The following is a 24,768-nucleotide window of genomic DNA, read 5'->3' on the forward strand; positions in this document are numbered from 1 at the left end:
TTCGAGGGGCACCCCGGCACGGGTACCCCGACGGCCTCCCCCTCTGTCATCTCAACCTGAGAGTTTCACCGGATGGTCCCGTGGACGATCCGGCTTTCACCGTCGGTGAGGGCGGAGGCCATCGGCACCCGCCCTGCTTTCCAGAGTGACCTCGTCCGTGCGGTACGTGAGCCTGAGAGATTCCGGGGAGGAGTTGCTCCTTCGGCGCCTCCGCGAAATCCGGAGGACTCTCCCGCACGGGATCAGCAGCCACTTGCCAGCCTACCAGCGAGGACAAGACAGCAGCCTTCGAGTGGCCACCTTCACAAATGTGCTCTTTTGTAGTACTTACGGATGAGTTTGCGACCACTGGAGGGACCGTGCAGACCGACATCGATCCGCGCAACCTGATCGGCCGCAAGGCGTTCGACAGCAACGGCACCAAGATCGGCACGATCGACGAGGTCTACCTCGACGACGCGACCGGTGTCCCGGAGTGGGCGGCCATACGCACCGGGCTGTTCAGCAGGGACGCCTTCGTGCCCCTGGAGCCCAGCGAGATCATCGAGGGGACCCTGCGCATCCCCTTCGACCGGGCCCTGATCAAGGACGCCCCCGACTTCGGCGTCGGGCGGCACCTCTCCCCCGAACAGGAGCTCCAGCTCTACCACCACTACGGACTCGACGTGGCGTCCCCTCCGCCGCCGGACCGGGACTTCGGCCGGCTCGCGGGCTCGGAGGACACCTGATCCCCAGGGCCGGGACCGTGCGTCCCGACCGCTGACACCGACGGCCCGGGGCCGGCCGGCAGCCCGTCGGCGTCCTCGGGTCTTCGCTCCACCAGGGGCAGCGGGTCGGCCGGTTCCAGCTGCGCATCGTCCGTCCGGAAGGTCCGCACCCGGCCGGGCCCGGAGTACGGCGTCTCGAACCGCACCGTGACCCGTCCCAGCCCGCTCCCCTGCACCCAGCCGTGCCCGAACTCGGCATGCCGCACATCGTGTCCGGAGGGCCACCGCCGCTCCGCCGGCGCCGTCTCCCCGTCCGCGACGGCCACCTCGGCCGGTTCGTCCGCCGCGTGCTCCTCGGCCGCCGGTTCCCCCGCGGCCGCGGCCTGCGCCTGCGCGAACAGGTCCTCCTGCGTGTAGTCGGCGAGCCCGGTGACGCCGACCCCCAGCAGACGGACGCCACCGGTCGTGTCCACGCCCTCCAGCAGCCGGGCGGCGGCCTCCCTGACGACTCCGGGGTCGTCCGTGGGCCCCCGCAGCGTCTCGGACCGGGTCAGCGTCGAGAAGTCGTACCGGCGCACCTTCAGCACGATGGTCCGGCCCGACAGTCCGGCCCGGCGCAGCCGCCGCACGCACCGGTCCGCGAGCCGCTGCACCTCCAGCTCCACCCGGACCCGGTCGTGGATGTCCACGTCGTACGTGTCCTCGACCGACACGGACTTGGTCTCCCGCTCGGCCACCACGGGCCGCTCGTCGTGGGCCAGCGCCATCGCGAACAGCGCGTGCCCGTGGGCCTTCCCCAGCAGCCGTACGAGCTCGTCCTCGCCCGCCTCGGCGAGCTCCTCGACGGTGGTGATGCCCGCCCGGCGCAGATGGTCGCCGGTGGCCGGCCCCACGCCCGGCAGCGTCCGCACCGGCATCGGTCCCAGCAGCGCGCGCTCGGTGCCCGGCTCGATCAGGACGAGACCGTCCGGCTTGGCCTGCTCCGAGGCGATCTTCGCCAGCATCTTGGAGGCGGCGAGCCCCACCGACCCCGTGAGCCCCGTGACGGCCCGGATGTCCGCGCGCAGCCTGGCACCGGTCAGCCGCGCCGACGCCTCGTCCCACGCCGTCCCGCCCGCCTCCAGGTCCACGAACGCCTCGTCCAGGCTGAGCGGCTCCACCAGCGGCGACAGGCCCCGCAGCAGCCCCATCACCTGCTCGCTGACCTCTCGGTACAGCCCGAAGCGCGGCACGAGATAGGCGGCGTTCGGTGCCCGTCTGCGGGCCTGGGCCATGGGCATCGCGGAGTTCACCCCGAAGACGCGTGCCTCGTACGAGGCGGTGGCGACCACTCCACGGGGCCCGAGCCCGCCCACCACGACGGCCTTCCCGCGCAGGCTCGGCTTGGATGCCTGCTCCGCCGAGGCGAAGAAGGCATCCATGTCGAGATGCAGGATCGTGGGCGCGGTTCTCACATCTCCGATGCTGCCCTACGCCACTGACAATGCCCCGGCACGCCGGGGCATCACGTCATCGGAGCGGCTCACACCGCGCGGTTGCGCCTGCGCGCCAGTTCGTCGGCGGGATGGTGCGCGAGAAGCGTCTCGCCGGTGTCCACGCGCTCTCCGTGCAACTGGGACAGGGCGCCCTCGACGTCCCGCCACACCACTCCCACGGCGATACCGAAGACGCCCTGGCCGCCCTGAAGCAGGGCGTGGACCTCGTCCGGGGAGGTGCACTCGTAGACCGTCGCGCCGTCGCTCATGAGCGTCATGCGCTCCAGGTCCTGGAAGCCGCGCTCCCTCAGGTGCTGGACCGTGGTGCGGATGTTCTGCAACGACACCCCGGTGTCCAGGAACCGCTTGACGATCTTGAGGACCACCACGTCCCGGAAACTGTAGAGGCGCTGTGTCCCCGACCCGTAGGCGGGACGCACGCTGGGCTCGACCAGTCCGGTCCGCGCCCAGTAGTCGAGCTGCCGGTAGGTGATGCCCGCGGCGGCGCACGCCGTGGGTCCCCGGTAACCGACCTCCTCGGGAACAGTCCCTTCTTCGTCGGACACTGCCGCCGGCCGCACCGGAACGTGATCGGCCGCGCTGCCATGCTGAGGGCGCCCCCTGCTCGAGCCGAGCCGAGAGCTTGGGGGAGGGTACGGGCCGCTCTCTCCCGGACCGTGTCCGGGAGCACCCCCAGCCGTACCGTCGCCGCTGCTTCTCACGCCGACCTCCGTCCTTGACCTGCCTTCTCGACGGTAGGCAGTCACCAGGGGCGCGTCAACGATCGCCACACTCGGCACGCCGAGTGATAATCACCCTAAGAGTGGTTTCCCGTGCCCTACCGCGGGGAAAGGCTAGCCGAATGCTCCCGGCGCGGGCCGCGGCACACCACACTCGCCGCGGGCAAATGCCACCCGGAGAGGCGTCCGCCCGGCCGGATCACTGGCTGTTGGTGCCGAAGTCCTCGGGCGAGATCTGGTCGAGGAACTCGCGGAACTTCTCCACCTCGTCCTCCTGCTCGTCCGGGATCGCGATGCCCGCGTCGTCGAGCACCCCGTCGCTGCCGTAGATGGGCGTTCCGGTGCGCAGCGCGAGCGCTATGGCGTCGGACGGCCGGGCACTCACCTCGACCCCGCTGGCGAAGACGAGCTCGGCGTAGAAGACGCCCTCGCGCAGGTCGGTGATACGTACTTCGGTGAGCTCCTGGCCGACGGCCTCCAGCACGTCCTTGAACAGGTCGTGGGTCAGCGGTCGTGCGGGGGCCATGCCCTGCTGGGCGAAGGCGATCGCCGTCGCCTCCCCCGGTCCGATCCAGATGGGGAGGTAGCGGTCGCCTCCCACTTCACGCAGAAGCACGATCGGTTGGTTGGAGGGCATTTCGACCCGGACACCTACGACATCGAGCTCGTTCACACAGCAACCCTAGGCCGTGCCCGGGACGTTTGGGTAGTCGGGCACAGAACGGGTGGACGATCCGCGGCCCGCGCCGGTGGCACGGATCAGCGCAGACGCACGCCCAGCGCCGTCTGCACGAGCGCCGCGTGCAGCTTCACCGTGAGGCCCGCGAGTTCCTTGGTACGGGCCTCCGCATGGGCCCGCGTCTGCGGATTGCGATGGCGCCGCAGGGGGGCGACCACCTGGTCCACCAGTCCCGCGTCCCGCTCCGCCGCGGCCTTCATCGCCCGCAGATGGCGCGGCTCGATCCCGAAGCGTCCAAGCTCGACGACGAGCGCGGCGACGGTCACCGCCTCCGCGTCGTAGACACCGTCGGGCAACGGACCGATCAGCCCGTACGACTCCCACTCCTGGAGCTGCTGCTCACCGATCTCGGCGGCGGCCAGCAGCTCCTCACGGCCCACCCGGGCCACCGTGGGCTCCTCGGGCTCCCCGTAGAGCTCTCCGGAGGGTTCACCCTCCCCCGCGTCGCGCTGGCGGCCCACGGAGGGCAGACGCACCTGCTCACCGCGCGCCAGGGCGTCCAGATGTTCGCGGATCACCTTCAGTGGGAGGTAGTGGTCACGCTGCATCCTCAGGATGTGGCCGAGACGCTCGACATCGTCCGCGCTGAACTTGCGGTACCCCGAAGGGGTCCGCCGCGGCTCGACGAGCCCCTCCGACTCCAGGAACCTGATCTTGGAGATGGTGACTTCGGGGAACTCGTCGCGCAGCAGGCTCAGCACCGCGCCGATGCTCATCAGCCCACTGTCCGCGGCGGCGGTACCGCTGCCGGCACCGCCGCTCGGTGTTTGAAGCATGGACATTCCCTCGGTGTCCCCCCGGACGGAATTGGGGGAGGGTCAGATGCCCCGCTGGCTCGCGTAGAACACCAGCCGGTACTTGCCGATCTGCACCTCGTCACCGTTCGACAGAGGGACCTGGTCGATCCGCTCCCGGTTGACGTACGTACCGTTCAGGCTGCCGACGTCGGCGACCGTGAACGAGCCGTCCGCGACACGACGGAACTCCACATGACGACGCGAAACCGTCACGTCGTCGAGGAAGATGTCGCTCTGCGGATGACGCCCCGCCGTGGTCAGCTCACCGTCCAGCAGGAAGCGGCTGCCCGAGTTGGGACCACGGCGCACCACCAGGAGCGCCGAGCCGACCGGCAGCGCGTCGACCGCCGCCTGAGCCTCCGGGGAGAGCATCGGCGAGGCGGTCTGGCCCGTCACCTCGGCGTCGTAAGCCTCGATGCCGGAGATGGAGATCGTGGACGTCTGCTCCGACGGACGCTCCGGTCCACCCCGCAGCGGCGCACCGCAGTTGGAACAGAACCGGCTGTTCTCCGCGTTCCGGTTACCGCACCTCGTACACACCTGGGCCGACATGGACGGATCCTCCTGCCGCGGCTGCCCACCAGGGGCATGGGACGCATACGGATCGGAGGCGAACCCTCCACCCGCGCTCGAGGCTGACGGTTCCCCGAAACCTATGCGGCCGGGCTGGCCAGGGTCAACAGACGACGCGCCCTGACCACCGGGACCGGTGACCTGGTCCCGGAACAGCGGGCGGTCGCCGCCCTGGGCTTCCGCGTCTCCCTGGCGCGGTGCGCGGTGACGGGCGGACGCGCTGTCGCCACTGTCCTCTCGCGTGCTCTTGCCGAACAACTTCGCAAACAACTTCACGGGCGATTCCCCTTGACCGAAACAGACCCGCCCGTGGGGCAGGACGAACCCTGATTGAACACACCGGTCGACCCGGACATCCTCACAACGTCCGTATCCACCAGACAGTTTCCACCACGCACCACCCATTCGGTGCGCCGACCCCCCGCAACCTCCTGCCCGCGCCCGACGGCCCCCATCCGACCGCCGTTCACCGGGAGGACGACCGAGCGTAGTCAGGGCGCTCGGCCGGTCGCAAGGCATCTACGATGATCTTCGTGGAACGGTCCACCGTGACGGTGGCCTGCTCCTTCTCCAGTGTCTGCACCACGCCTCCCGGAATGTTCAGCGCCGGCTCCAGGTCCTGCGGCTTGCCGATGACCTTGAAACGATAGGGCTGGGTGATCTTGTTCCCGTCGACCTTCACTCCGCTTCCGGAGTCGGACAGATAGGTACCGGCGACCACACGCACGCCGTTCACCTGGATCGCCTCCGCACCGGCGGCACGCAGCTCCTGGACGGCGTCGAGCAGCATGTCCGCCTTGACCGTCCCCTTCGCGTCGTCGATGGTCAGAGTGATGCCGGGCCCCTGAGCGGCCACGGTGCCCGCCAGAATGCCGAGTTGCTTCTCCTTCTCGACCGTCTGCTTGCGGGCCTCCTCGGCCTGGTCCGAGCTGTTCTCCAGCTCGGTGCGCTGATCCTCGAGACCCTGCTTCTCGTCCTCAAGACGCTGAGTCCGGCTGTCGAGTTCATCGAGAATGCGCACGAGATCTTCCTGACGCGCGCCGCGCAGCGCGCTGTCGCCGTCGCTGTTGGACGCCACCTGGACGGCCAGGCCGAACCCGAGGCCGAACAGCAGCACGGCGACGATGAGTTGGGCACGCGACACCCGCGGCGGCCACAGCCCCTTGACCAGCCTCTGACGGCCGGACAGCGGCGGCACGCCACTCTCCTCGGCCACCTGCGGCTCGGACTCCTCCACGGCCGGGGGGACCTCTTCCGGCAACTCCCTGCGCAGGGGGTTCTCGGGGGTCTCGGGGGTCTCGGCTTCGTTCTCGTTGCTCATCGGCCTCACGCCCGGAACACGTGCCGGCGGATGGCCGCGGCGTTGGAGAAGATCCGGATGCCGAGGACGACCACGACACCCGTGGAAAGCTGGGCGCCCACACCCAACTTGTCACCCAGGAAAACGATCAGCGCGGCGACGACCACGTTCGACAGGAACGAGACCACGAAGACCTTGTCGTCGAAGATGCCGTCGAGCATCGCGCGCAGACCGCCGAACACGGCGTCGAGCGCCGCCACGACGGCGATCGGAAGGTAAGGCTCGACGACCGCCGGAACCTCGGGCCGGACCAACAGTCCAGCCACGACTCCCACGACGAGGCCCAGTACGGCGATCACGGTGTGCCCTTCTCTGTTCTCGGCTCTGCTGTACGTACGATCACACTCGGTGCGGCGGACAACCGGACGTCCCCCTCGACGGAGATACCGGTCCTGATGCCGTAGTTCTCCTGCAGGGCATGCAGATACAGCCCGTCGGCGCTGTTCTGGAACCTGGTGCTGAGCCGCTGGCCGTCCCCCACCGCGAGCACCGTGTACGGCGGCACCAGCGGCTTGTTGTCGACCAGTATCGCGTCACCCGCGGCCCTGATGGCCGACAGAGCGGTCAGCCGCTGTCCATTGACGGAGATGGCCTCGGCACCCGACTCCCACAGGCCGTTGACCACGCGCTGCATGTCACGGTCCCGCACCCGTCCGGTGTCGGAGAATCCCGAGGTCTCCCGCGGGTTGGTGCCGTCACCGCCCGTGCTGGCTTCCTTGGCGTCGTTGACGACGAGCTTCACACCCGGTCCGTGCACATCGGTGGCGCCGGACAGGACGCTCACGAGATCGGCCTGCTCACCGCCGTCCTTCTTCAGCGCCGCACGCTGGCGGGCGCTCACATCGGCGCGCAGGGTGTCGACGCCGCTCTCCAGCTTGTCCGCGGCCGTCGTCTCGCGCTCGATGCGGTCGATGAGCTCCTGGCGCTCCTTGGCGACGACGGGAGCCGCGAGCCGGGCGTTCGCCGCCCCGACGGTGACCACGAGCGCGGCGAGCACCAGACCGGCCGCCAGAGCCAGCTTGGCCCTGACCGTCTTCGGCAGGCCACCGGCGCCCTCGGCCTCCCTGCGGGCCGCCGCTTCGGCGTAGCCCTCGTCGAGGCTGTGGTCCATGACGTTGGTGAGCAGCGACATGGAGGCGTCCGGGCGCGAGGGGCGCGGAGCGCTGCTCCGAACGGGGGGCTGCTGCGGCATGCCGCACATCGTCGCACGTCGCGGGTACTACCTCCGAATGGCCCCACCAACGTGCCGGACAGGCCCCCTTGAGGGCACTTGTCCGACACGTACGGGTGAAGATCGTTTCAGCGGCCGGCGCTGTCCACGACGGCCGCCCACTCGTCGAGCAGAGCCTCCGCGGAGGCGTCGTCCGGCCCCTCCGCCCACAGATGGGTGACGGCCTCGGCGGGGTCCGGCAGCACCATCACCCAGCGCCCGTCCGTCTCCACGACACGGACACCGTCCGTCGTGTCCACGAAGCGGTCTCCCGCCTCCTCCACGACCCGGCGCATCACGAGCCCCTTCACGGCCCACGGAGTCGCGAGATCCCGCTTGAGGACATGCGCCCGCGGAATCCGGGCGTCGATCTGGCTGAGCGTGAGCTGAGTCCGCGCGACCAGACCGATGAGCCGTACGAAGGCGGCCGCGCCGTCGAAGACGCCGCTGAACTCGGGAATGATGAACCCGCCGCGCGCGTCGCCGCCGAAGATCGTCGACTCCTCGCGGCCGACCCGGGTCAGGTCGTCCGGCGACGTGGTCGTCCACTCCACCTGCGTGCCGTGGTACGCCGCCACCTGCTCGGCGATCCGTGTGGTCGTGACGGGCAGCGCCACCCGTCCGCTGCGCCGCTCGGCGGCCACCAGGTCGAGCATCACGAGCAGAGCCCGGTCGTCCTCGACGATCCGCCCCTTCTCGTCGACGAGCGAAAGCCGCTCGCCCACCGGGTCGAAGCGCACACCGAACGCGGCCCGCGCGGAGGCGACGATCTCGCCCAGCCGCACCAGGCCGGCCCGCCGCGTCTCCACCGTCTCGGTCGGCCTCGACTCGTCGAGACCGGGATTGATCACCAGGGAGTCCACACCGAGCTTGCCCAGCAGGCTGGGCAGCACCAGTCCGGCACTGCCGTTGGAGGCGTCGACGACCACTTTCAGCCCGGAATCCGCGATCCCGGTGGTGTCGACGTTGCGCAGCAGCGATCCCGTGTAGGAGTCGAAGACGCTCGCGGGGAAGTGCAGGTCCCCGATCTCGCCGGGGAAGGCGCGCCGGTACTCCTGCCGCGCGAACACCCGGTCCAGCTTCCGCTGACCGCCCTGCGACAGATCGGCACCCTGCCCGTCGAAGAACATGATGTCGACGGAGTCCGGCACTCCTGGCGTCGTCCGGATCATGATTCCGCCGGCACTGCCCCGGGCCGTCTGCTGCCGGGCCACGGGCAGCGGTACGTTCTCCAGGTCGCGTACGTCGATGGCGCTGGCCTGCAACGCGGAGATCACCGCCCGCTTCAGCGCGCGAGCGCCTCGGGAGTGGTCGCGGGCCGTGGTGACGGTGGAGCCCTTCTTGAGGGTCGTCGCGTAGGCACCCGCCAGACGCACGGCCAGCTCCGGGGTGATCTCGACGTTCAGGATCCCGGAGACGCCACGAGCGCCGAAGAGGTGGGCCTGGCCCCGCGACTCCCAGATCACCGAGGTGTTGACGAACGCGCCGGCCTCGATGGTCTTGAACGGATAGACGCGGACGTTGCCCTGAATGATCGATTCTTCACCGACGAGGCACTCGTCGCCGATCACGGCGCCGTCCTCGATGCGGGCGGCCCGCATGATGTCGGTGTTCTTTCCGACCACACAGCCGCGCAGATTGCTGTGCTGCCCGATGTACACGTTGTCGTGCACGACGGCCCGGTGCAGGAACGCGCCGGTCTTGACGACGACGTTGGAGCCGACGACGGTGTGCTCACGGATCTCGGCGTCGGCCTCGACCTTGGCGTAGTCACCGATGTAGAGCGGCCCGCGCAGCACCGCGTCGGGGTGCACCTCCGCACCCTCGGCCACCCAGACGCCCGGGGAGATCTCGAACCCGTCGAGTTCGACGTCGACCTTGCCCTCCAGGACGTCGGCCTGGGCCTTCACATAGCTCTCGTGGGTGCCGACGTCCTCCCAGTAGCCCTCGGCGATATAGCCGTAGACGGGCTTGCCTTCCTTCATCAGCTGGGGGAAGACGTCACCGGACCAGTCGACGGAGACATCGGCCTCGACGTAGTCGAAGACCTCGGGCTCCATGACGTAGATGCCCGTGTTCACGGTGTCCGAGAAGACCTGGCCCCAGGTCGGCTTCTCCAGGAAGCGCTCGACCTTGCCTTCCTCGTCCACGATGGTGATGCCGAATTCCAGCGGATTGGGAACGCGCGTCAGACAGACGGTGACGAGGGCGCCCTTTTCCTTGTGGAAGTTGATGAGTTCGGTGAGATCGAAGTCGGTAAGGGCGTCACCGGAGATGACGAGGAAGGCGTCGTCCTTCAACGCCTCTTCGGCGTTCTTGACGCTGCCGGCAGTACCGAGTGGCTTCTCCTCATTGGCATAGGTGAGCTCCATGCCGAGCTCTTCGCCGTCGCCGAAGTAGTTCTTGACCATTGAGGCCAGGAACTGGACAGTGACGACGGTTTCGTTGAGCCCATGCCTTTTGAGCAGCCTGAGCACGTGCTCCATGATCGGGCGGTTCGCCACGGGCAGGAGCGGCTTGGGCATGCTTGAGGTCATCGGGCGAAGGCGTGTGCCTTCGCCTCCGGCCATCACGACGGCCTTCATGTCGGAAGCGTCCTCCTTGAAGAGACGACGGTACAGCCGACTTCACCCGTCCTGATTGTCCCGCAGATTTCGAGCGGGGGCCATCGGGCACTACTGCCGCCCAATCGGGCCAAGCTCAATCGGCCATGGCGTCCGCTCGGATCAACCGGCGGACCTGTACCACGTAGAGGACTCCTGCCCACCAATAGAGGGTTGTACCCCATCCGGCGAACGCCCATCCGAAAATAGCGCCGAGTGTCGCGATCCAGCCGCTGGCATCACTGAGCAGCAGCAACGGGAAGGCGTACATCAGGTTGAAGGTGGCCGCCTTCCCGAGGAAGTTCACCTGCGGGGGCGGATAGCCGTGGCGCCGGAGGATCCACACCATCACCAGCAGAACCAGCTCGCGTGCGAGAAGAGCGGCCGTGAGCCAGATCGGAAGAATCTCGCGCCAGGTGAGTCCGACAAGCGTCGACAGAATGTAGAGCCGGTCCGCCGCGGGATCCAGCAGCCGGCCGAGGCTGCTGATCTGGTTCCAGCGCCGGGCGAGCTTGCCGTCCAGATAGTCGCTGATACCGCTCAGCATGAGGACGAGCAGCGCCCAACCGTCGCTGTTGGGACCACCGAACTCCGGCCTGAGGATCAACCACAGGAAGAGGGGCACGCCGGCGAGGCGCGCCATGCTGAGGATGTTCGGGATGGTGAGGACCCGGTTCGTCTGAACGCGGGTCTCCTGGACCTCCACCCGGGGGCCTCCTGTGGGAAACGAGCCAACGATGCCCCCTGACCTTACCCGCAGCTCCGGCGCCACAGCGCAGAGGGGGAGGCAAGCGCGGGGACGTCATCGGGGAATACTGCCGGAAAACAAAAAAGCTCCGGCTCTCGGGAAAATTCCCGAGAGCCGGAGCTCTAATTTTAGTTCGGCGGCGTCCTACTCTCCCACAGGGTCCCCCCTGCAGTACCATCGGCGCTGTGAGGCTTAGCTTCCGGGTTCGGAATGTAACCGGGCGTTTCCCTCACGCTATGACCACCGAAACACTATGAAACTGTCAACCGGACCACGCTCTGTGACAAACGTGGGGTTGTTCGTGGTTTCAGAACCAACACAGTGGACGCGAGCAACTGAGGACAAGCCCTCGGCCTATTAGTACCAGTCACCTCCACCCGTTGCCGGGCTTCCAGATCTGGCCTATCAACCCAGTCGTCTACTGGGAGCCTTAACCCCTCGAGGGGGTGGGAATACTCATCTCGAAGCAGGCTTCCCGCTTAGATGCTTTCAGCGGTTATCCCTCCCGAACGTAGCCAACCAGCCATGCCCTTGGCAGGACAACTGGCACACCAGAGGTTCGTCCGTCCCGGTCCTCTCGTACTAGGGACAGCCCTTCTCAATATTCCTACGCGCACAGCGGATAGGGACCGAACTGTCTCACGACGTTCTAAACCCAGCTCGCGTACCGCTTTAATGGGCGAACAGCCCAACCCTTGGGACCGACTCCAGCCCCAGGATGCGACGAGCCGACATCGAGGTGCCAAACCATCCCGTCGATATGGACTCTTGGGGAAGATCAGCCTGTTATCCCCGGGGTACCTTTTATCCGTTGAGCGACGGCGCTTCCACAAGCCACCGCCGGATCACTAGTCCCGACTTTCGTCCCTGCTCGACCCGTCGGTCTCACAGTCAAGCTCCCTTGTGCACTTACACTCAACACCTGATTGCCAACCAGGCTGAGGGAACCTTTGGGCGCCTCCGTTACTCTTTAGGAGGCAACCGCCCCAGTTAAACTACCCATCAGACACTGTCCCTGATCCGGATCACGGACCCAGGTTAGACATCCAGCACGACCAGACTGGTATTTCAACGACGACTCCACCTGAACTGGCGTCCAAGCTTCACAGTCTCCCAGCTATCCTACACAAGCCGAACCGAACACCAATATCAAACTGTAGTAAAGGTCCCGGGGTCTTTCCGTCCTGCTGCGCGAAACGAGCATCTTTACTCGTAGTGCAATTTCACCGGGCCTATGGTTGAGACAGTCGAGAAGTCGTTACGCCATTCGTGCAGGTCGGAACTTACCCGACAAGGAATTTCGCTACCTTAGGATGGTTATAGTTACCACCGCCGTTTACTGGCGCTTAAGTTCTCAGCTTCGCCACCCCGAAGAGTGACTAACCGGTCCCCTTAACGTTCCAGCACCGGGCAGGCGTCAGTCCGTATACATCGCCTTACGGCTTCGCACGGACCTGTGTTTTTAGTAAACAGTCGCTTCTCGCTGGTCTCTGCGGCCACCCCCAGCTCACCGAGTAAATCGGATCACCAGTGATGGCCCCCTTCTCCCGAAGTTACGGGGGCATTTTGCCGAGTTCCTTAACCATAGTTCACCCGAACGCCTCGGTATTCTCTACCTGACCACCTGAGTCGGTTTAGGGTACGGGCCGCCATGAAACTCGCTAGAGGCTTTTCTCGACAGCATAGGATCATCCACTTCACCACAATCGGCTCGGCATCAGGTCTCAGCCTTGATGTGTGACGGATTTGCCTATCACACGGCCTACACCCTTACCCCGGGACAACCACCGCCCGGGATGGACTACCTTCCTGCGTCACCCCATCACTCACCTACTACAGGTCTGGTCCGTCGGCTCCACCACTCCCCTTTGCCCGAAGGCTCCGGGGCGGCTTCACGGACTTAGCATCGCCTGGTTCGATGTTTGACGCTTCACAGCGGGTACCGGAATATCAACCGGTTATCCATCGACTACGCCTGTCGGCCTCGCCTTAGGTCCCGACTTACCCTGGGCAGATCAGCTTGACCCAGGAACCCTTAGTCAATCGGCGCACACGTTTCTCACGTGTGTATCGCTACTCATGCCTGCATTCTCACTCGTGAACCGTCCACCACTGCCTTCCGGCGCGGCTTCACCCGGCACACGACGCTCCCCTACCCATCACAGCGGGCGTTGGCCCTATTGCTGCAATGACACGACTTCGGCGGTACGCTTGAGCCCCGCTACATTGTCGGCGCGGAATCACTAGACCAGTGAGCTATTACGCACTCTTTCAAGGGTGGCTGCTTCTAAGCCAACCTCCTGGTTGTCTGTGCGACTCCACATCCTTTCCCACTTAGCGTACGCTTAGGGGCCTTAGTCGATGCTCTGGGCTGTTTCCCTCTCGACCATGGAGCTTATCCCCCACAGTCTCACTGCCGCGCTCTCACTTACCGGCATTCGGAGTTTGGCTAAGGTCAGTAACCCGGTAGGGCCCATCGCCTATCCAGTGCTCTACCTCCGGCAAGAAACACACGACGCTGCACCTAAATGCATTTCGGGGAGAACCAGCTATCACGGAGTTTGATTGGCCTTTCACCCCTAACCACAGGTCATCCCCCAGGTTTTCAACCCTGGTGGGTTCGGTCCTCCACGACCTCTTACAGCCGCTTCAACCTGCCCATGGCTAGATCACTCCGCTTCGGGTCTTGAGCGCGCTACTGAATCGCCCTATTCGGACTCGCTTTCGCTACGGCTTCCCCACACGGGTTAACCTCGCAACGCACCGCAAACTCGCAGGCTCATTCTTCAAAAGGCACGCAGTCACGAGGCAAGCACAAGTGCTTGCCCGACGCTCCCACGGCTTGTAGGCACACGGTTTCAGGTACTATTTCACTCCGCTCCCGCGGTACTTTTCACCATTCCCTCACGGTACTATCCGCTATCGGTCACCAGGGAATATTTAGGCTTAGCGGGTGGTCCCGCCAGATTCACACGGGATTTCTCGGGCCCCGTGCTACTTGGGTGTCTCTCAAACGAGCCGTTGATGTTTCGACTACGGGGGTCTTACCCTCTACGCCGGACCTTTCGCATGTCCTTCGCCTACATCAACGGTTTCTGACTCGTCTCACAGCCGGCAGACTGTGAAAGAGAGATCCCACAACCCCCCAAGCGCAACCCCTGCCGGGTCTCACACGCTTGAGGTTTGGCCTCATCCGGTTTCGCTCGCCACTACTCCCGGAATCACGGTTGTTTTCTCTTCCTGCGGGTACTGAGATGTTTCACTTCCCCGCGTTCCCTCCACATACCCTATGTGTTCAGGTATGGGTGACAGCCCATGACGACTGCCGGGTTTCCCCATTCGGAAACCCCCGGATCAAAGCCTGGTTGACGGCTCCCCGGGGACTATCGTGGCCTCCCACGTCCTTCATCGGTTCCTGGTGCCAAGGCATCCACCGTGCGCCCTTAAAAACTTGGCCACAGATGCTCGCGTCCACTGTGCAGTTCTCAAACAACGACCAACCACCCGTCACACACCACTTACGCGGTGCTTCACCGGGGCCGACACTGAAGGCAGCCTTTTCGGCCGTACCTTCAGACACCCAACAGCGTGCCCGGCACCCTCGCCACTCATGATCAGCTTTCCACGCTCCGAAGAGCAGTACTTGCAGCCCGAGATGACTGAGAGTGCCGAATAATCAACGTTCCACCCATGAGCAACCACCGTCGGACATCTGCCGACGTAATGGCCCTGGACCACCGGGCAAGCCCGGCGGCCTAGATGCTCCTTAGAAAGGAGGTGATCCAGCCGCACCTTCCGGTACGGCTACCTTGTTACGACTTCGTCCCAATCGCCAGTCCCACCTTCGACAGCTCCCTCCCACAAGGGGTTGGGCCACCGGCTTCGGGTGTTACCGACTTTCGTGACGTGACGGGCGGTGTGTACAAGGCCCGGGAACGTATTCACCGCAGCAATGCTGATCTGCGATTACTAGCAACTCCGACTTCATGGGGTCGAGTTGCAGACCCCAATCCGAACTGAGACAGGCTTTTTGAGATTCGCTCCGCCTCACGGCTTCGCAGCTCTTTGTACCTGCCATTGTAGCACGTGTGCAGCCCAAGACATAAGGGGCATGATGACTTGACGTCGTCCCCACCTTCCTCCGAGTTGACCCCGGCAGTCTCCTGTGAGTCCCCATCACCCCGAAGGGCATGCTGGCAACACAGAACAAGGGTTGCGCTCGTTGCGGGACTTAACCCAACATCTCACGACACGAGCTGACGACAGCCATGCACCACCTGTACACCGACCACAAGGGGGGCACTATCTCTAATGCTTTCCGGTGTATGTCAAGCCTTGGTAAGGTTCTTCGCGTTGCGTCGAATTAAGCCACATGCTCCGCTGCTTGTGCGGGCCCCCGTCAATTCCTTTGAGTTTTAGCCTTGCGGCCGTACTCCCCAGGCGGGGAACTTAATGCGTTAGCTGCGGCACCGACGACGTGGAATGTCGCCAACACCTAGTTCCCACCGTTTACGGCGTGGACTACCAGGGTATCTAATCCTGTTCGCTCCCCACGCTTTCGCTCCTCAGCGTCAGTAATGGCCCAGAGATCCGCCTTCGCCACCGGTGTTCCTCCTGATATCTGCGCATTTCACCGCTACACCAGGAATTCCGATCTCCCCTACCACACTCTAGCTAGCCCGTATCGAATGCAGACCCGGGGTTAAGCCCCGGGCTTTCACACCCGACGTGACAAGCCGCCTACGAGCTCTTTACGCCCAATAATTCCGGACAACGCTTGCGCCCTACGTATTACCGCGGCTGCTGGCACGTAGTTAGCCGGCGCTTCTTCTGCAGGTACCGTCACTTTCGCTTCTTCCCTGCTGAAAGAGGTTTACAACCCGAAGGCCGTCATCCCTCACGCGGCGTCGCTGCATCAGGCTTTCGCCCATTGTGCAATATTCCCCACTGCTGCCTCCCGTAGGAGTCTGGGCCGTGTCTCAGTCCCAGTGTGGCCGGTCGCCCTCTCAGGCCGGCTACCCGTCGTCGCCTTGGTGAGCCACTACCTCACCAACAAGCTGATAGGCCGCGGGCTCATCCTTCACCGCCGGAGCTTTTAACCCCCACCCATGCAGGCAGGAGTGTTATCCGGTATTAGACCCCGTTTCCAGGGCTTGTCCCAGAGTGAAGGGCAGATTGCCCACGTGTTACTCACCCGTTCGCCACTAATCCACCCCGAAGGGCTTCATCGTTCGACTTGCATGTGTTAAGCACGCCGCCAGCGTTCGTCCTGAGCCAGGATCAAACTCTCCGTGAATGTTTACCGGTAATCCGGTGGAACATCACGAGAGCGGAACAACCGGTCGGAATAGGACCGGCGTTCACAGCGTCCTCGCTGATGCGCCTGCCGGAACAATGCCCGACAGGACTTTTTCAAAGGAACCTCGTCCCGACCGAACGGCCGGAGACGGGGTATCAACAAATCTGGCGTTGATTTTTGGCACGCTGTTGAGTTCTCAAGGAACGGACGCTTCCTTTGTACTCACCCTCTCGGGCTTTCCTCCGGGCGCTTCCCTTCGGTCTTGCGTTTCCGACTCTATCAGACCGTTTCCGTATCCGATTTCCTCGGCGCTTTCCAGGTTTCCGCTTTCGCGTTTCCCTTTCCGGCGAGTCCAAACTCTATCAGTCCTTTTCCCTCTCGCTGACCACCGTCCCGCAGACATGCGGAACAGGACCCCGAGATAGGATCTGACAAGTTGGGTGCTGCCGGGCAACGACGCCTTGGTCACGCCGCTCAGCCTCAAGCAGGAGTACGACTCTACATGGGGTGCGGGAGCAGGCGCAAATCGTTTGCCCTGTCCTCTACGGCGCCAACCGGGATCTCTCGCGCGGAACCGGCACTTCATATGACATACCCTGCTCAACAGTGCGCTGTCCGGGACAGGCAGTGACGGCCCGTATAGATCTCCACCCCTCGGAGGCTTCCCATGACCACCGTGACGTCCCCTCTTGCAGGACGCGCCATCGGACTCGCCGCGGTACCGGATCCCGTCTTCTCCGGAGCGATGGTCGGCCCCGGCACGGCGATCGACCCCGTGCGTGAGCCCTCGGAGGCTGTCGCACCCGTGGACGGAGTGATCGTCTCTCTTCACCCGCACGCGTTCGTCGTCGTCGACGGTGAAGGCCACGGCGTGCTCACACACCTGGGTATCGACACCGTGCAGCTCAACGGCGAGGGCTTCGAGCTGCTCGTCAACAAGGGGGACACCGTGACGCGCGGCCAGAGTGTCGTGCGGTGGAACCCCGCCGCCGTCGAGGAGGCCGGCAAGTCCCCGGTGTGTCCGGTCGTGGCCCTCGAAGCCACGGCGGACTCCCTCTCGGACGTCCGTGAGGACGGCGATGTGAAGGCCGGCGACGCGCTCTTCGGCTGGCAGTGACATCGACGCTGTCCTGGACGGCGCTTCGACAACCATCACGGCGGCGGTACACGCCGCACTATTCGGAGACGGGTGAGATGGAGACAACGCTGCGAGGCGTCGGCGTGAGCCACGGTGTGGCCATCGGCGAGGTTCGGCACATGGGAACGGCGGTTCTCGAACCGCCTGCCAAGCAGATCCCCCCGGAGGACGCTGCCCGCGAACAGGCACGCGCCCGCAAGGCTGTGGAGGACGTGGCGGCCGACCTGATTGCGCGCGGCAATCTGGCGGGGGGCGAGGCCCAGGCGGTGCTCGAAGCCCAGGCCATGATGGCCCAGGACCCGGAACTGACGGCTGACGTGAACCGGCGGATCGCCGTCGGCAGCACGGCCGAGCGTGCGGTCTACGACGCGCTCGCCGCCTACCGGGCGCTGCTGGCCGGCGCCGGTGAGTACCTCGCCGGACGCGTCGCCGACCTCGACGACGTGCGGAACCGTATCGTCGCTCGGCTGCTCGGTGTGCCCATGCCGGGCGTCCCGGACAGCGACGAGCCCTACGTTCTTATCGCGCGTGACCTCGCGCCCGCCGACACGGCACTGCTGGACCCGACCCTGGTCCTCGGCTTCGTCACCGAGGAGGGCGGGCCGACCAGCCACAGCGCGATCCTGGCGCGTGCGCTGGGCGTGCCGGCCGTCGTGGCGCTCCCGGGCGCGGGCGAGCTCGCCGAGGGCACGGTGATCGCCGTCGACGGCAGCACGGGTGAGATCTTCGTGGAGCCGAGTGCGGAGAAGAAGGCGGAGTTGGAGGCCGCGGCGGCGCGGCGCAAGGCGGCACTCTCCGCCTCGACGGGCCCCGGCGCGACCTCCGACGGGCACAAGGTGCCGCTGCTGGCCAACGTCGGCGGCCCGGCGGACGTGCCGGCGGCCGTGGAGGCCGGTGCCGAGGGCGTCGGTCTGTTCCGTACCGAATTCCTGTTCCTCGACGACAGCAAGACGGCGCCGTCCGAGGAGAAGCAGGTCGAGTCGTACCGCCAGGTGCTCGAGGCCTTCCCCGAGGGCCGTGTCGTGGTGCGGGTGCTGGACGCGGGCGCGGACAAGCCGCTGGACTTCCTGACGCCGGCCGACGAGCCGAATCCCGCGCTCGGCGTGCGGGGCCTGCGTTCGCTGCTCGACCACCCCGATGTGCTGCGTACGCAGCTCACCGCTCTCGCGAAGGCCTCGGAGGGGCTGCCGGTCTATCTCGAGGTGATGGCTCCGATGGTCGCGGACCGTACGGACGCCAAGGCGTTCGCGGACGCGTGCCGTGCGGCCGGGCTGCGGGCGAAGTTCGGCGCGATGGTGGAGATCCCGTCGGCCGCGCTGCGGGCGCGGTCGATTCTCCAGGAGGTCGAGTTCCTGTCTCTGGGAACCAACGACCTCGCGCAGTACACGTTCGCCGCCGACCGGCAGGTGGGCGCGGTGTCCCGTCTCCAGGACCCGTGGCAGCCGGCGCTGCTCGACCTGGTCGCGCTGTCCGCCGAGGCGGCGAAGGCCGAGGGCAAGAGCTGTGGTGTCTGCGGTGAGGCCGCGTCGGACCCGCTGCTGGCGTGTGTGCTGACCGGTCTGGGCGTCACCTCCCTGTCGATGGGTGCCGCGTCGATTCCCTATGTGCGGGCGACACTGGCGAAGTACACGCTGGCCCAGTGCGAGCGGGCGGCCTCGGCCGCGCGTGCCGCGGACACGGCGGACGAGGCGCGCACCGCGGCGCAGGCGGTGCTGTCGGGCGAGTAGCCGGACGGCGCCTTCGGGCGACAGCGGTTTCGGTACGGAGGGGCGCTCCATCTGCGGATGGGGCGCCCCTTTCGTGCTCAGTGCGTGTGGCCCGTCCCGTTTCCCTCGTCTCCGAGGTCGGGCGGTACGCAATAGTCGACGCCCGATTCCGGGGAGACCAGATCCCCGGAATCGAGGTCGGTGCAGTAGGCGTCGAACACCTCGCCCGCGGTGAGGGGCTCCAGGTCTTCGCCGCGCAGGCGCCATCCGTAGACGCGGTCGGTGGTGTCGGGTGCGGTGGTGCGCATGACGAGTCCGCAGGCGCTCCGGGTGGCGATACCGAGGGCCAGGACGGTGGTGAATTCGAGGGCTTCGGATTCGTCGAGGCATGTCGTGCCCTCGATGCGTCCCTCCGTCCGGAGTACGGCGACGAGCGTGTCGGGGGCGGAGGTGACGCTGCACACGAGGTGGAGTTCTCCTGGTCCTGCGGTGTCCACGACCCGGGTGAGGAGGTGGGCAGCGCGGATGAAGGAGGCTCGGCCGATGTCCTCGCCGCAGGTCGCGCAGGTGCCGATGCGGGCCAGGAGCGTGGTGGCGTACTCCCAGGTGGCCCGTCGGACCGCTTCGTCGACGAGGTCCGGGACCAGTTCGTCGAGGGGCTGGCCGTCGTAGGGGATGGTGGGGCCGGTCGCCGCCAGTTGGGCGGTGAAGCGGGTTCGGCTGACCGGGGTGTCGGGTTCCAGGCCGCTTTCGGCGCAGAATTCGGCGTATTCCTCGGGATCGAAGAGTGCCACTGTGGTGTGGCTGCCCTGGGCGGCGAGCGTCTTGAGCAGGGCTTCGACCTGCTGGAGATAGGTCGTGTGGTCGTCGAAGGCGAAGGTGCGATAGCGCCGCATCGCCCGGAAGTCCTGTTCGTCGGTCAGCAGGCCGATGGTGCCCGCGATTTCGCGGCGCAGGACGCGTCGCATGGTGTGGTGCTGGGTGTGCGCCATTGAATTTCCCCCTGTGCGCAGTCGATCAATGCTCACTCACAGTAACTGGCGGCACTGACAATGCGGGGCGGGTGAGCCGGTCGCGCACCAGGCGGTGCTGGAACATGCAGGTCGTGGCTATGGTCGCGCCGAAGAGAGTCCAGCCGAGGGGGCCGGCCGCGATGGCTGCTGTGACAGCGAGTGGCCCGACGCTGCGCTGTACGGCTTGCGCGAGTCCGTGGACGCCGAGGTAGCTGCCCTGTGCGGTGTCCGGGGCGAGGGCCACGGAGAGTTCCCACGAGACGGTGGCATGGAGCATCTCCGTCACCGTGAAGGTGACGGCCGCCGCGGTGAGGAAGAGGGTCACGGCCACGGTTCCGCCTGTTGCGGAGAGCGCCAGGACGACGCCTCCGAGGGCGGAGAACACGGAGAGCGGGACGAGTAGGGCACGGGCCGCGGCAGTGGTGGCGCCGAGCCGGGCCAGGGGGACCTGGAGGGTCACGACCATCACGTTGTTCAGGACCATCAGCAGGGGTGCGAGGCCGTGAGGAGCCTGTTCGGAGTGGGCGACGCACAGCGGCAGCCCGACTTTGAACACGGCGTCGTCGAGGAAGAGGACGGCCTCCGTGGCGACGTAGGCGAGGTAGGTGCGGTCGCGCCACGGGCCGGCGGGTCGGGTCGCGGGAGCCGGGTCCTTCGATGTGGCGATCGTGCGGGTGGCCGAGGGCGGTTCGCCGCAGCGGGCTGTCGCAAGGGCGACGGCCACGAAGGAGACGGCGTCGCCGGCGAGCAGCCACTGGTACGCGGCGGCGGTGCCGATGGTGAGGGCTCCCGCCGCGGCGAGGCCTCCGATGGCCCAACCGGCGTTGGCGACGGTGCGGTTGAGGGCTTGGTAGCGGACGCGGTCGGGGCCCGAGACGCGGGTGGCGTACAGCTTGGTGAGGACGTTGGCCGCCCGGTCACCGAAGCTGCCCGCGGCGGAGTACGCCAGCAGGAGGGTGTAGTCGTCCGTGGTGAGCAGTGCGAAGGAGGCGAGGGCGCGCAGGAGTTGGAGCGCGATCAGCACGTGGGTCAGGGGCAGTCGGTCGGCGAGGCGCCCGCCCAGGGGCGCGCCGGCGATTCCGACCGCTCCTGCCGCGGCCGCGAGGGTGCCGATCTGTGCGACCGAGAGACCGGCGACGTAGGTGAAGTACAGGACGGAGACGGATGCCCACAGGCCGCTGCCGATGCGGTCGACCAGGGCGATCCAGAGCATTCTTCGGCCGTCGAGGCCTCCTGGAATGCGTGTCGGCCATGCGGCCGCGCGGCGCATCGGGCTCACGACTCCCCCTTGCTCCCCAGTATGTATTGATACATACTTAGTAACGTGGCAACACAATATTCGATCAGTGGTACGACGGCCAAGGGAATTGCCGCGTCCGTGGAACGGGGCGTGACCGAAGGCGCCCTGGAGCCGGGCACGGCGCTGCCCCCGGTGCGCGGCCTGGCCGAACGGCTCGGCGTCAGTCCCGGGACGGTCGCGACGGCGTACAAGGAACTGCGGCAACGGGCGATCGTGGTGACCCGCGGACGTGGTGGGACCGTGGTCGCCGCCGCGCCCGCCGTGGCGTCTCGGCGCCCACCACGCGTGCCGGACGGACTGCGCGACCTTGCGGGCGGGCATCCGGATCCCGCGCTGCTCCCCGTCCTGGTGCCGCCGTCGCGGCTCTCCCCGGGTGCCCGCTCGCATCGCGGCACGCCGCGTCTGGCGCGACTGGAGGAGGCCGTACGCGACTGGCTGGGGCCCGATGGGGTGCCGTCGGAGCATGTGACGTTCGCTCATGGCGCGCTCGACCTGATCGGGCGGTTGCTGTCGGTGGAGCTGCGTCCGGGGGACGCGGTCGCGATGGAGGACCCCGGCTATCACCATCTGCTGGACCTGGTCACGGCGCTGGGACTGCGCACGGTTCCGGTCGCGGTGGACGGCCAGGGCATCCGACCGGATGCCCTGCGGACGGCTCTGCGGACGGGTGTGCGCGCGGTGGTGTGCAGTCCGCGGGCGCAGAATCCCTGCGGCGGCAGCTTCTCGGCGGGACGGCGGGACGCGCTCGTCGACGTGCTCCGGAAGGTGCCCGATGTGCTGGTCGTGGAGAACGATCACGCGTCGTCCCTCGCCGGCGTACCGCTGCGCACACTGACCGCGGGCGGTCTGAACCGCTGGGTCCATGTACGCACGGTGAGCAAGTTCCTGGGAACCGACCTACGGTGGGCGGCCGCGGCATGTGACCCGACGACACTGGCCCGGCACGACGGACGCATGCTGCTGACGTCGGGCTGGGTCAGTCACCTGTTGCAGGAGACGGTGCTCGGACTGATGACGGACGAGAGCACGCGCGCGCTGGTGGGGCGTGCCCGGGAGACGTACACGCTGCGCCGGAACGCGCTGCTCCGTGAGTTCGCGGATCGCGGCACACAGGCCCACGGCGTGAGCGGGCTGAACGTCTGGGTGCCCGTGCGGGACGAGTCGGCGGTGGTGAACGGGCTGCGCTCGTACGGATGGTGGGTCGCGGCGGGCGCGCGTTTCAGGACCTCGGCCGCGCCCGGTGTACGCATCTCGGTGGCGGAACTCTCAGCCGCCGACGCCGTGCGGCTGGCCTCCGACTTCGCCGCCGTGCTCGGCGAGTCGGAGGCCACCTACGGAGGCTGATCAGCCGCGCTCGCGGGCCAGCTTCTCGTAGAAGCGCAGAAGTTCGACGTTGTCCACGGAGCCGACGTTGACGGCCTTCTCCATGGACGCGCCCTGGAGGAGGCGCTTGACCGGGACCTCGATGCGCTTGCCGGTCAGGGTGTGCGGCACTCCGGGTACTTCGATGACCTCGTCGGGAACGTGACGCGGGGAGAGCTGTTCACGGATGGTGCCCTTGATGCGGTTCAGGAGGTCCTCGTCCAGCACGGCTCCGGGTGCGAGATGGACGAACAGCGGCATCCAGTAGCCGCCGTCGGGCTGTTCGACACCGATGACCAGCGACTCCTTGATCTCGGGAAGACGCTCGACGGCCTCGTAGATGTCGGCCGAGCCCATGCGCACGCCCTGGCGGTTGAGCGTGGAATCGGAGCGGCCGTGGATGACGACCGAACCTCGTGAGGTGACGGTGATCCAGTCGCCGTGGCGCCACACTCCGGGGTACGTGTCGAAGTAGCTGTCGTGGTAGCGGCTGCCGTCGGGGTCGTTCCAGAAGCGGATGGGCATCGACGGCATCGGGTTGGTGACGACCAGTTCGCCGACCTCGTCGGTGAGGGGCTTTCCACTGGGGTCCCAGGACTGGAGGTCGGTGCCGAGGCCGGCGGCCTGGAGTTCGCCGATGTACACCGGGAGCGTCGGTACCGCTCCGGCGAAGCAGGAGCACACATCGGTGCCGCCGCTGACGGAGGCGATCCACAGGTCCTCGCGGACCTCGTCGTGCAGCCAGCGGAATCCGTCCGGCGGCAGCGGCGAGCCGGTGGTGGCGACGCACCGCACACGGGCGAGGTCGAAGTCGCGCGAGGGGTGGACCTCCGCCTTGCGGCAGGCCATCACGTACGCGGCGGACGTGCCGAAGAGGGTCGCTCCCGTGCGTTCGGCGATACGCCACTGGGCGCCCGTGTCCGGATAGCCGGGGCTGCCGTCGTACAGCACGATCGTGGTGCCCGTGAGCAGGCCGGAGACGAGGAAGTTCCACATCATCCAGCCGGTGGAGGTGTACCAGAAGAAGCGGTCCTCGGGACCCAGGTCGCAGTGCAGGCCGAGCTGCTTGAGGTGTTCGACGAGGATGCCGCCCTGGGACTGCACGATCGCCTTGGGCAGGCCCGTCGTACCGGAGGAGTAGAGCACCCACAAGGGGTGGTCGAAGGGGACCTGCTCGAAGACGGGCTCCACGTCGGCGGAGGTCAGCGCCGACCACTCGAGGGCGTCCTCGGGCGCCTGCGTGCCCAGGAGCGGGATGTGTACGACGGCGTTCAGGGTGGGCAGTTCACGGCGCAGCTCGGCGACCGTGTCGCGGCGGTCGTGCTCCTTGCCGCCGTAGCGGTAGCCGTCGACGGCGAACAGGACCACGGGTTCGACCTGCTGGAAGCGGTCGAGGACGCTGCGGGCGCCGAAGTCGGGGGCACAGGAGGTCCAGACCCCGCCCACGGCGGCCGTGGCCAGGAGGGCGACCACGGCCTCGGGGATGTTGGGGAGGTAACCGCTGACCCGGTCTCCCGGGCGTACACCGAGGGCGCGCAGTTCGGCGGCCAGGGAGCCGACCTGGCGGCGCAGGTCGGACCACGTCACGGGGACGGACTCGTGGGTCTCGTCGACATACAGGAGGGCTGGTTCGTCCGCGCGGATCTCCGCGGCGCGCAGCGCGTGCTCCGCGTAGTTGAGGGTCCCTCCGGGGAACCACTCGGCACCGGGCATGGCGCGGTCGCCGAGCACGCGCGCGTAGGGGGTTGAAAACCGGACGTCGAACCACTCGGTGACGGCCTTCCAGAACGTGTCCAGCTCGTCGACCGACCAGCGGTGCAGGGCCGCGTAGCCTCCGTCGGCCGGCGCTCCGTGCCGTTCGGCCGCCCAGGCCTGGAACTTCGTGACCTGCGCCTGGGCGATGCCCTCGGCGGAGGGCTGCCAGAGCGGTGAGGGGTTCGTGGTGGACATGGGGCGGCTCCCGGGCTGTACGCGTCGTGTGCGTCGGTCGCGCACGAG

At 66.8% G+C, this 24,768-nt stretch carries 17 protein-coding genes, 3 rRNA genes and 1 riboswitch; of the genes, 4 read left to right on the plus strand and 16 right to left on the minus strand.

All coding sequences use genetic code 11. The annotated features are described in order from the left end of the window. Positions 1 to 150: 150 nt before the first annotated feature. Positions 151 to 245, minus strand: a riboswitch (glycine riboswitch). Positions 246 to 359: 114 nt separating this feature from the next. Beyond that, positions 360 to 728, plus strand: coding sequence for a PRC-barrel domain-containing protein (locus OG410_RS08190; protein ID WP_326789027.1), 369 nt, complete (start codon positions 360 to 362; stop codon positions 726 to 728). On the opposite strand, the gene OG410_RS08195 is transcribed toward OG410_RS08190, so the two are convergent. From OG410_RS08195 to OG410_RS08255, 13 genes are all read right to left on the minus strand, one after another. Then, positions 653 to 2,161: a DNA polymerase IV gene (locus tag OG410_RS08195; protein ID WP_329298517.1), complete on the minus strand. Its 1,509-nt coding sequence runs from the start codon at positions 2,159 to 2,161 to the stop codon at positions 653 to 655. The two genes, OG410_RS08190 and OG410_RS08195, sit on opposite strands and share 76 nt — an antisense overlap. 68 nt (positions 2,162 to 2,229) lie before the next feature. Next, on the minus strand, positions 2,230 to 2,904 hold the full coding sequence (locus tag OG410_RS08200; protein WP_326789025.1) for a MerR family transcriptional regulator: 675 nt from the start codon (positions 2,902 to 2,904) through the stop codon (positions 2,230 to 2,232). A gap of 217 nt (positions 2,905 to 3,121) precedes the next feature. Then, positions 3,122 to 3,595: a bifunctional nuclease family protein gene (locus tag OG410_RS08205; protein WP_006123076.1), complete on the minus strand. Its 474-nt coding sequence runs from the start codon at positions 3,593 to 3,595 to the stop codon at positions 3,122 to 3,124. Between the two features lie 86 nt (positions 3,596 to 3,681). Further along, complete coding sequence (gene ftsR, locus OG410_RS08210; RefSeq protein WP_329298518.1) at positions 3,682 to 4,437, minus strand: transcriptional regulator FtsR; 756 nt, start codon at positions 4,435 to 4,437, stop codon at positions 3,682 to 3,684. A 42-nt stretch (positions 4,438 to 4,479) separates the two neighbouring features. Next, complete coding sequence (locus tag OG410_RS08215; RefSeq protein ID WP_329298519.1) at positions 4,480 to 5,436, minus strand: FHA domain-containing protein; 957 nt, start codon at positions 5,434 to 5,436, stop codon at positions 4,480 to 4,482. Between the two features lie 61 nt (positions 5,437 to 5,497). After that, positions 5,498 to 6,352: a DUF881 domain-containing protein gene (locus tag OG410_RS08220; protein WP_329298520.1), complete on the minus strand. Its 855-nt coding sequence runs from the start codon at positions 6,350 to 6,352 to the stop codon at positions 5,498 to 5,500. A gap of 5 nt (positions 6,353 to 6,357) precedes the next feature. Next, the gene (locus tag OG410_RS08225; RefSeq protein ID WP_003988855.1) at positions 6,358 to 6,690 is read right to left on the minus strand and encodes a small basic family protein; all 333 of its coding nucleotides are present in this window, start codon (positions 6,688 to 6,690) and stop codon (positions 6,358 to 6,360) included. Continuing rightward, complete coding sequence (locus tag OG410_RS08230) at positions 6,687 to 7,592, minus strand: DUF881 domain-containing protein (RefSeq protein ID WP_329298521.1); 906 nt, start codon at positions 7,590 to 7,592, stop codon at positions 6,687 to 6,689. Before OG410_RS08230 ends, OG410_RS08225 begins: the two co-directional genes overlap by 4 nt. A 98-nt stretch (positions 7,593 to 7,690) precedes the next feature. Then, positions 7,691 to 10,186 (minus strand): mannose-1-phosphate guanyltransferase, encoded by a 2,496-nt coding sequence (locus OG410_RS08235; RefSeq protein ID WP_328666704.1) that lies wholly within the window; start codon positions 10,184 to 10,186, stop codon positions 7,691 to 7,693. 115 nt (positions 10,187 to 10,301) lie between these two features. After that, entirely contained in the window at positions 10,302 to 10,910 is a 609-nt protein-coding gene (locus OG410_RS08240) for a CDP-alcohol phosphatidyltransferase family protein (protein ID WP_328454731.1), read from the minus strand. Positions 10,911 to 11,083: 173 nt separating this feature from the next. Then, positions 11,084 to 11,200 (minus strand): 5S ribosomal RNA (gene rrf, locus OG410_RS08245). An 89-nt stretch (positions 11,201 to 11,289) separates the two neighbouring features. Further along, positions 11,290 to 14,409 (minus strand): 23S ribosomal RNA (locus OG410_RS08250). Positions 14,410 to 14,722: 313 nt separating this feature from the next. Beyond that, positions 14,723 to 16,248: ribosomal RNA gene (locus tag OG410_RS08255) — 16S ribosomal RNA — on the minus strand. Together the 16S, 23S and 5S rRNA genes form the textbook arrangement of a ribosomal RNA operon. A gap of 670 nt (positions 16,249 to 16,918) precedes the next feature. Here OG410_RS08255 and OG410_RS08260 point away from each other — a divergent pair. Both OG410_RS08260 and ptsP read left to right on the plus strand, forming a co-directional pair. Beyond that, complete coding sequence (locus tag OG410_RS08260; RefSeq protein WP_326789018.1) at positions 16,919 to 17,368, plus strand: PTS sugar transporter subunit IIA; 450 nt, start codon at positions 16,919 to 16,921, stop codon at positions 17,366 to 17,368. A gap of 77 nt (positions 17,369 to 17,445) precedes the next feature. Then, positions 17,446 to 19,116: a phosphoenolpyruvate--protein phosphotransferase gene (gene ptsP, locus OG410_RS08265; RefSeq protein ID WP_329298522.1), complete on the plus strand. Its 1,671-nt coding sequence runs from the start codon at positions 17,446 to 17,448 to the stop codon at positions 19,114 to 19,116. A 77-nt stretch (positions 19,117 to 19,193) separates the two neighbouring features. On the opposite strand, the gene OG410_RS08270 is transcribed toward ptsP, so the two are convergent. Continuing rightward, positions 19,194 to 20,087 (minus strand): hypothetical protein, encoded by an 894-nt coding sequence (locus OG410_RS08270; protein WP_329298523.1) that lies wholly within the window; start codon positions 20,085 to 20,087, stop codon positions 19,194 to 19,196. 25 nt (positions 20,088 to 20,112) lie between these two features. Next, entirely contained in the window at positions 20,113 to 21,321 is a 1,209-nt protein-coding gene (locus tag OG410_RS08275) for an MFS transporter (RefSeq protein ID WP_329298524.1), read from the minus strand. 111 nt (positions 21,322 to 21,432) lie between these two features. Here OG410_RS08275 and OG410_RS08280 point away from each other — a divergent pair, with 111 nt between their 5' ends. Next, positions 21,433 to 22,752, plus strand: coding sequence for an aminotransferase class I/II-fold pyridoxal phosphate-dependent enzyme (locus OG410_RS08280; RefSeq protein WP_329298525.1), 1,320 nt, complete (start codon positions 21,433 to 21,435; stop codon positions 22,750 to 22,752). On the opposite strand, the gene OG410_RS08285 is transcribed toward OG410_RS08280, so the two are convergent. Then, positions 22,753 to 24,720 (minus strand): acetoacetate--CoA ligase, encoded by a 1,968-nt coding sequence (locus OG410_RS08285; protein WP_329298526.1) that lies wholly within the window; start codon positions 24,718 to 24,720, stop codon positions 22,753 to 22,755. Between the last annotated feature and the right edge of the window lie 48 nt (positions 24,721 to 24,768).

The organism is Streptomyces sp. NBC_00659 (assembly GCF_036226925.1).
GTDB lineage: Bacteria > Actinomycetota > Actinomycetes > Streptomycetales > Streptomycetaceae > Streptomyces.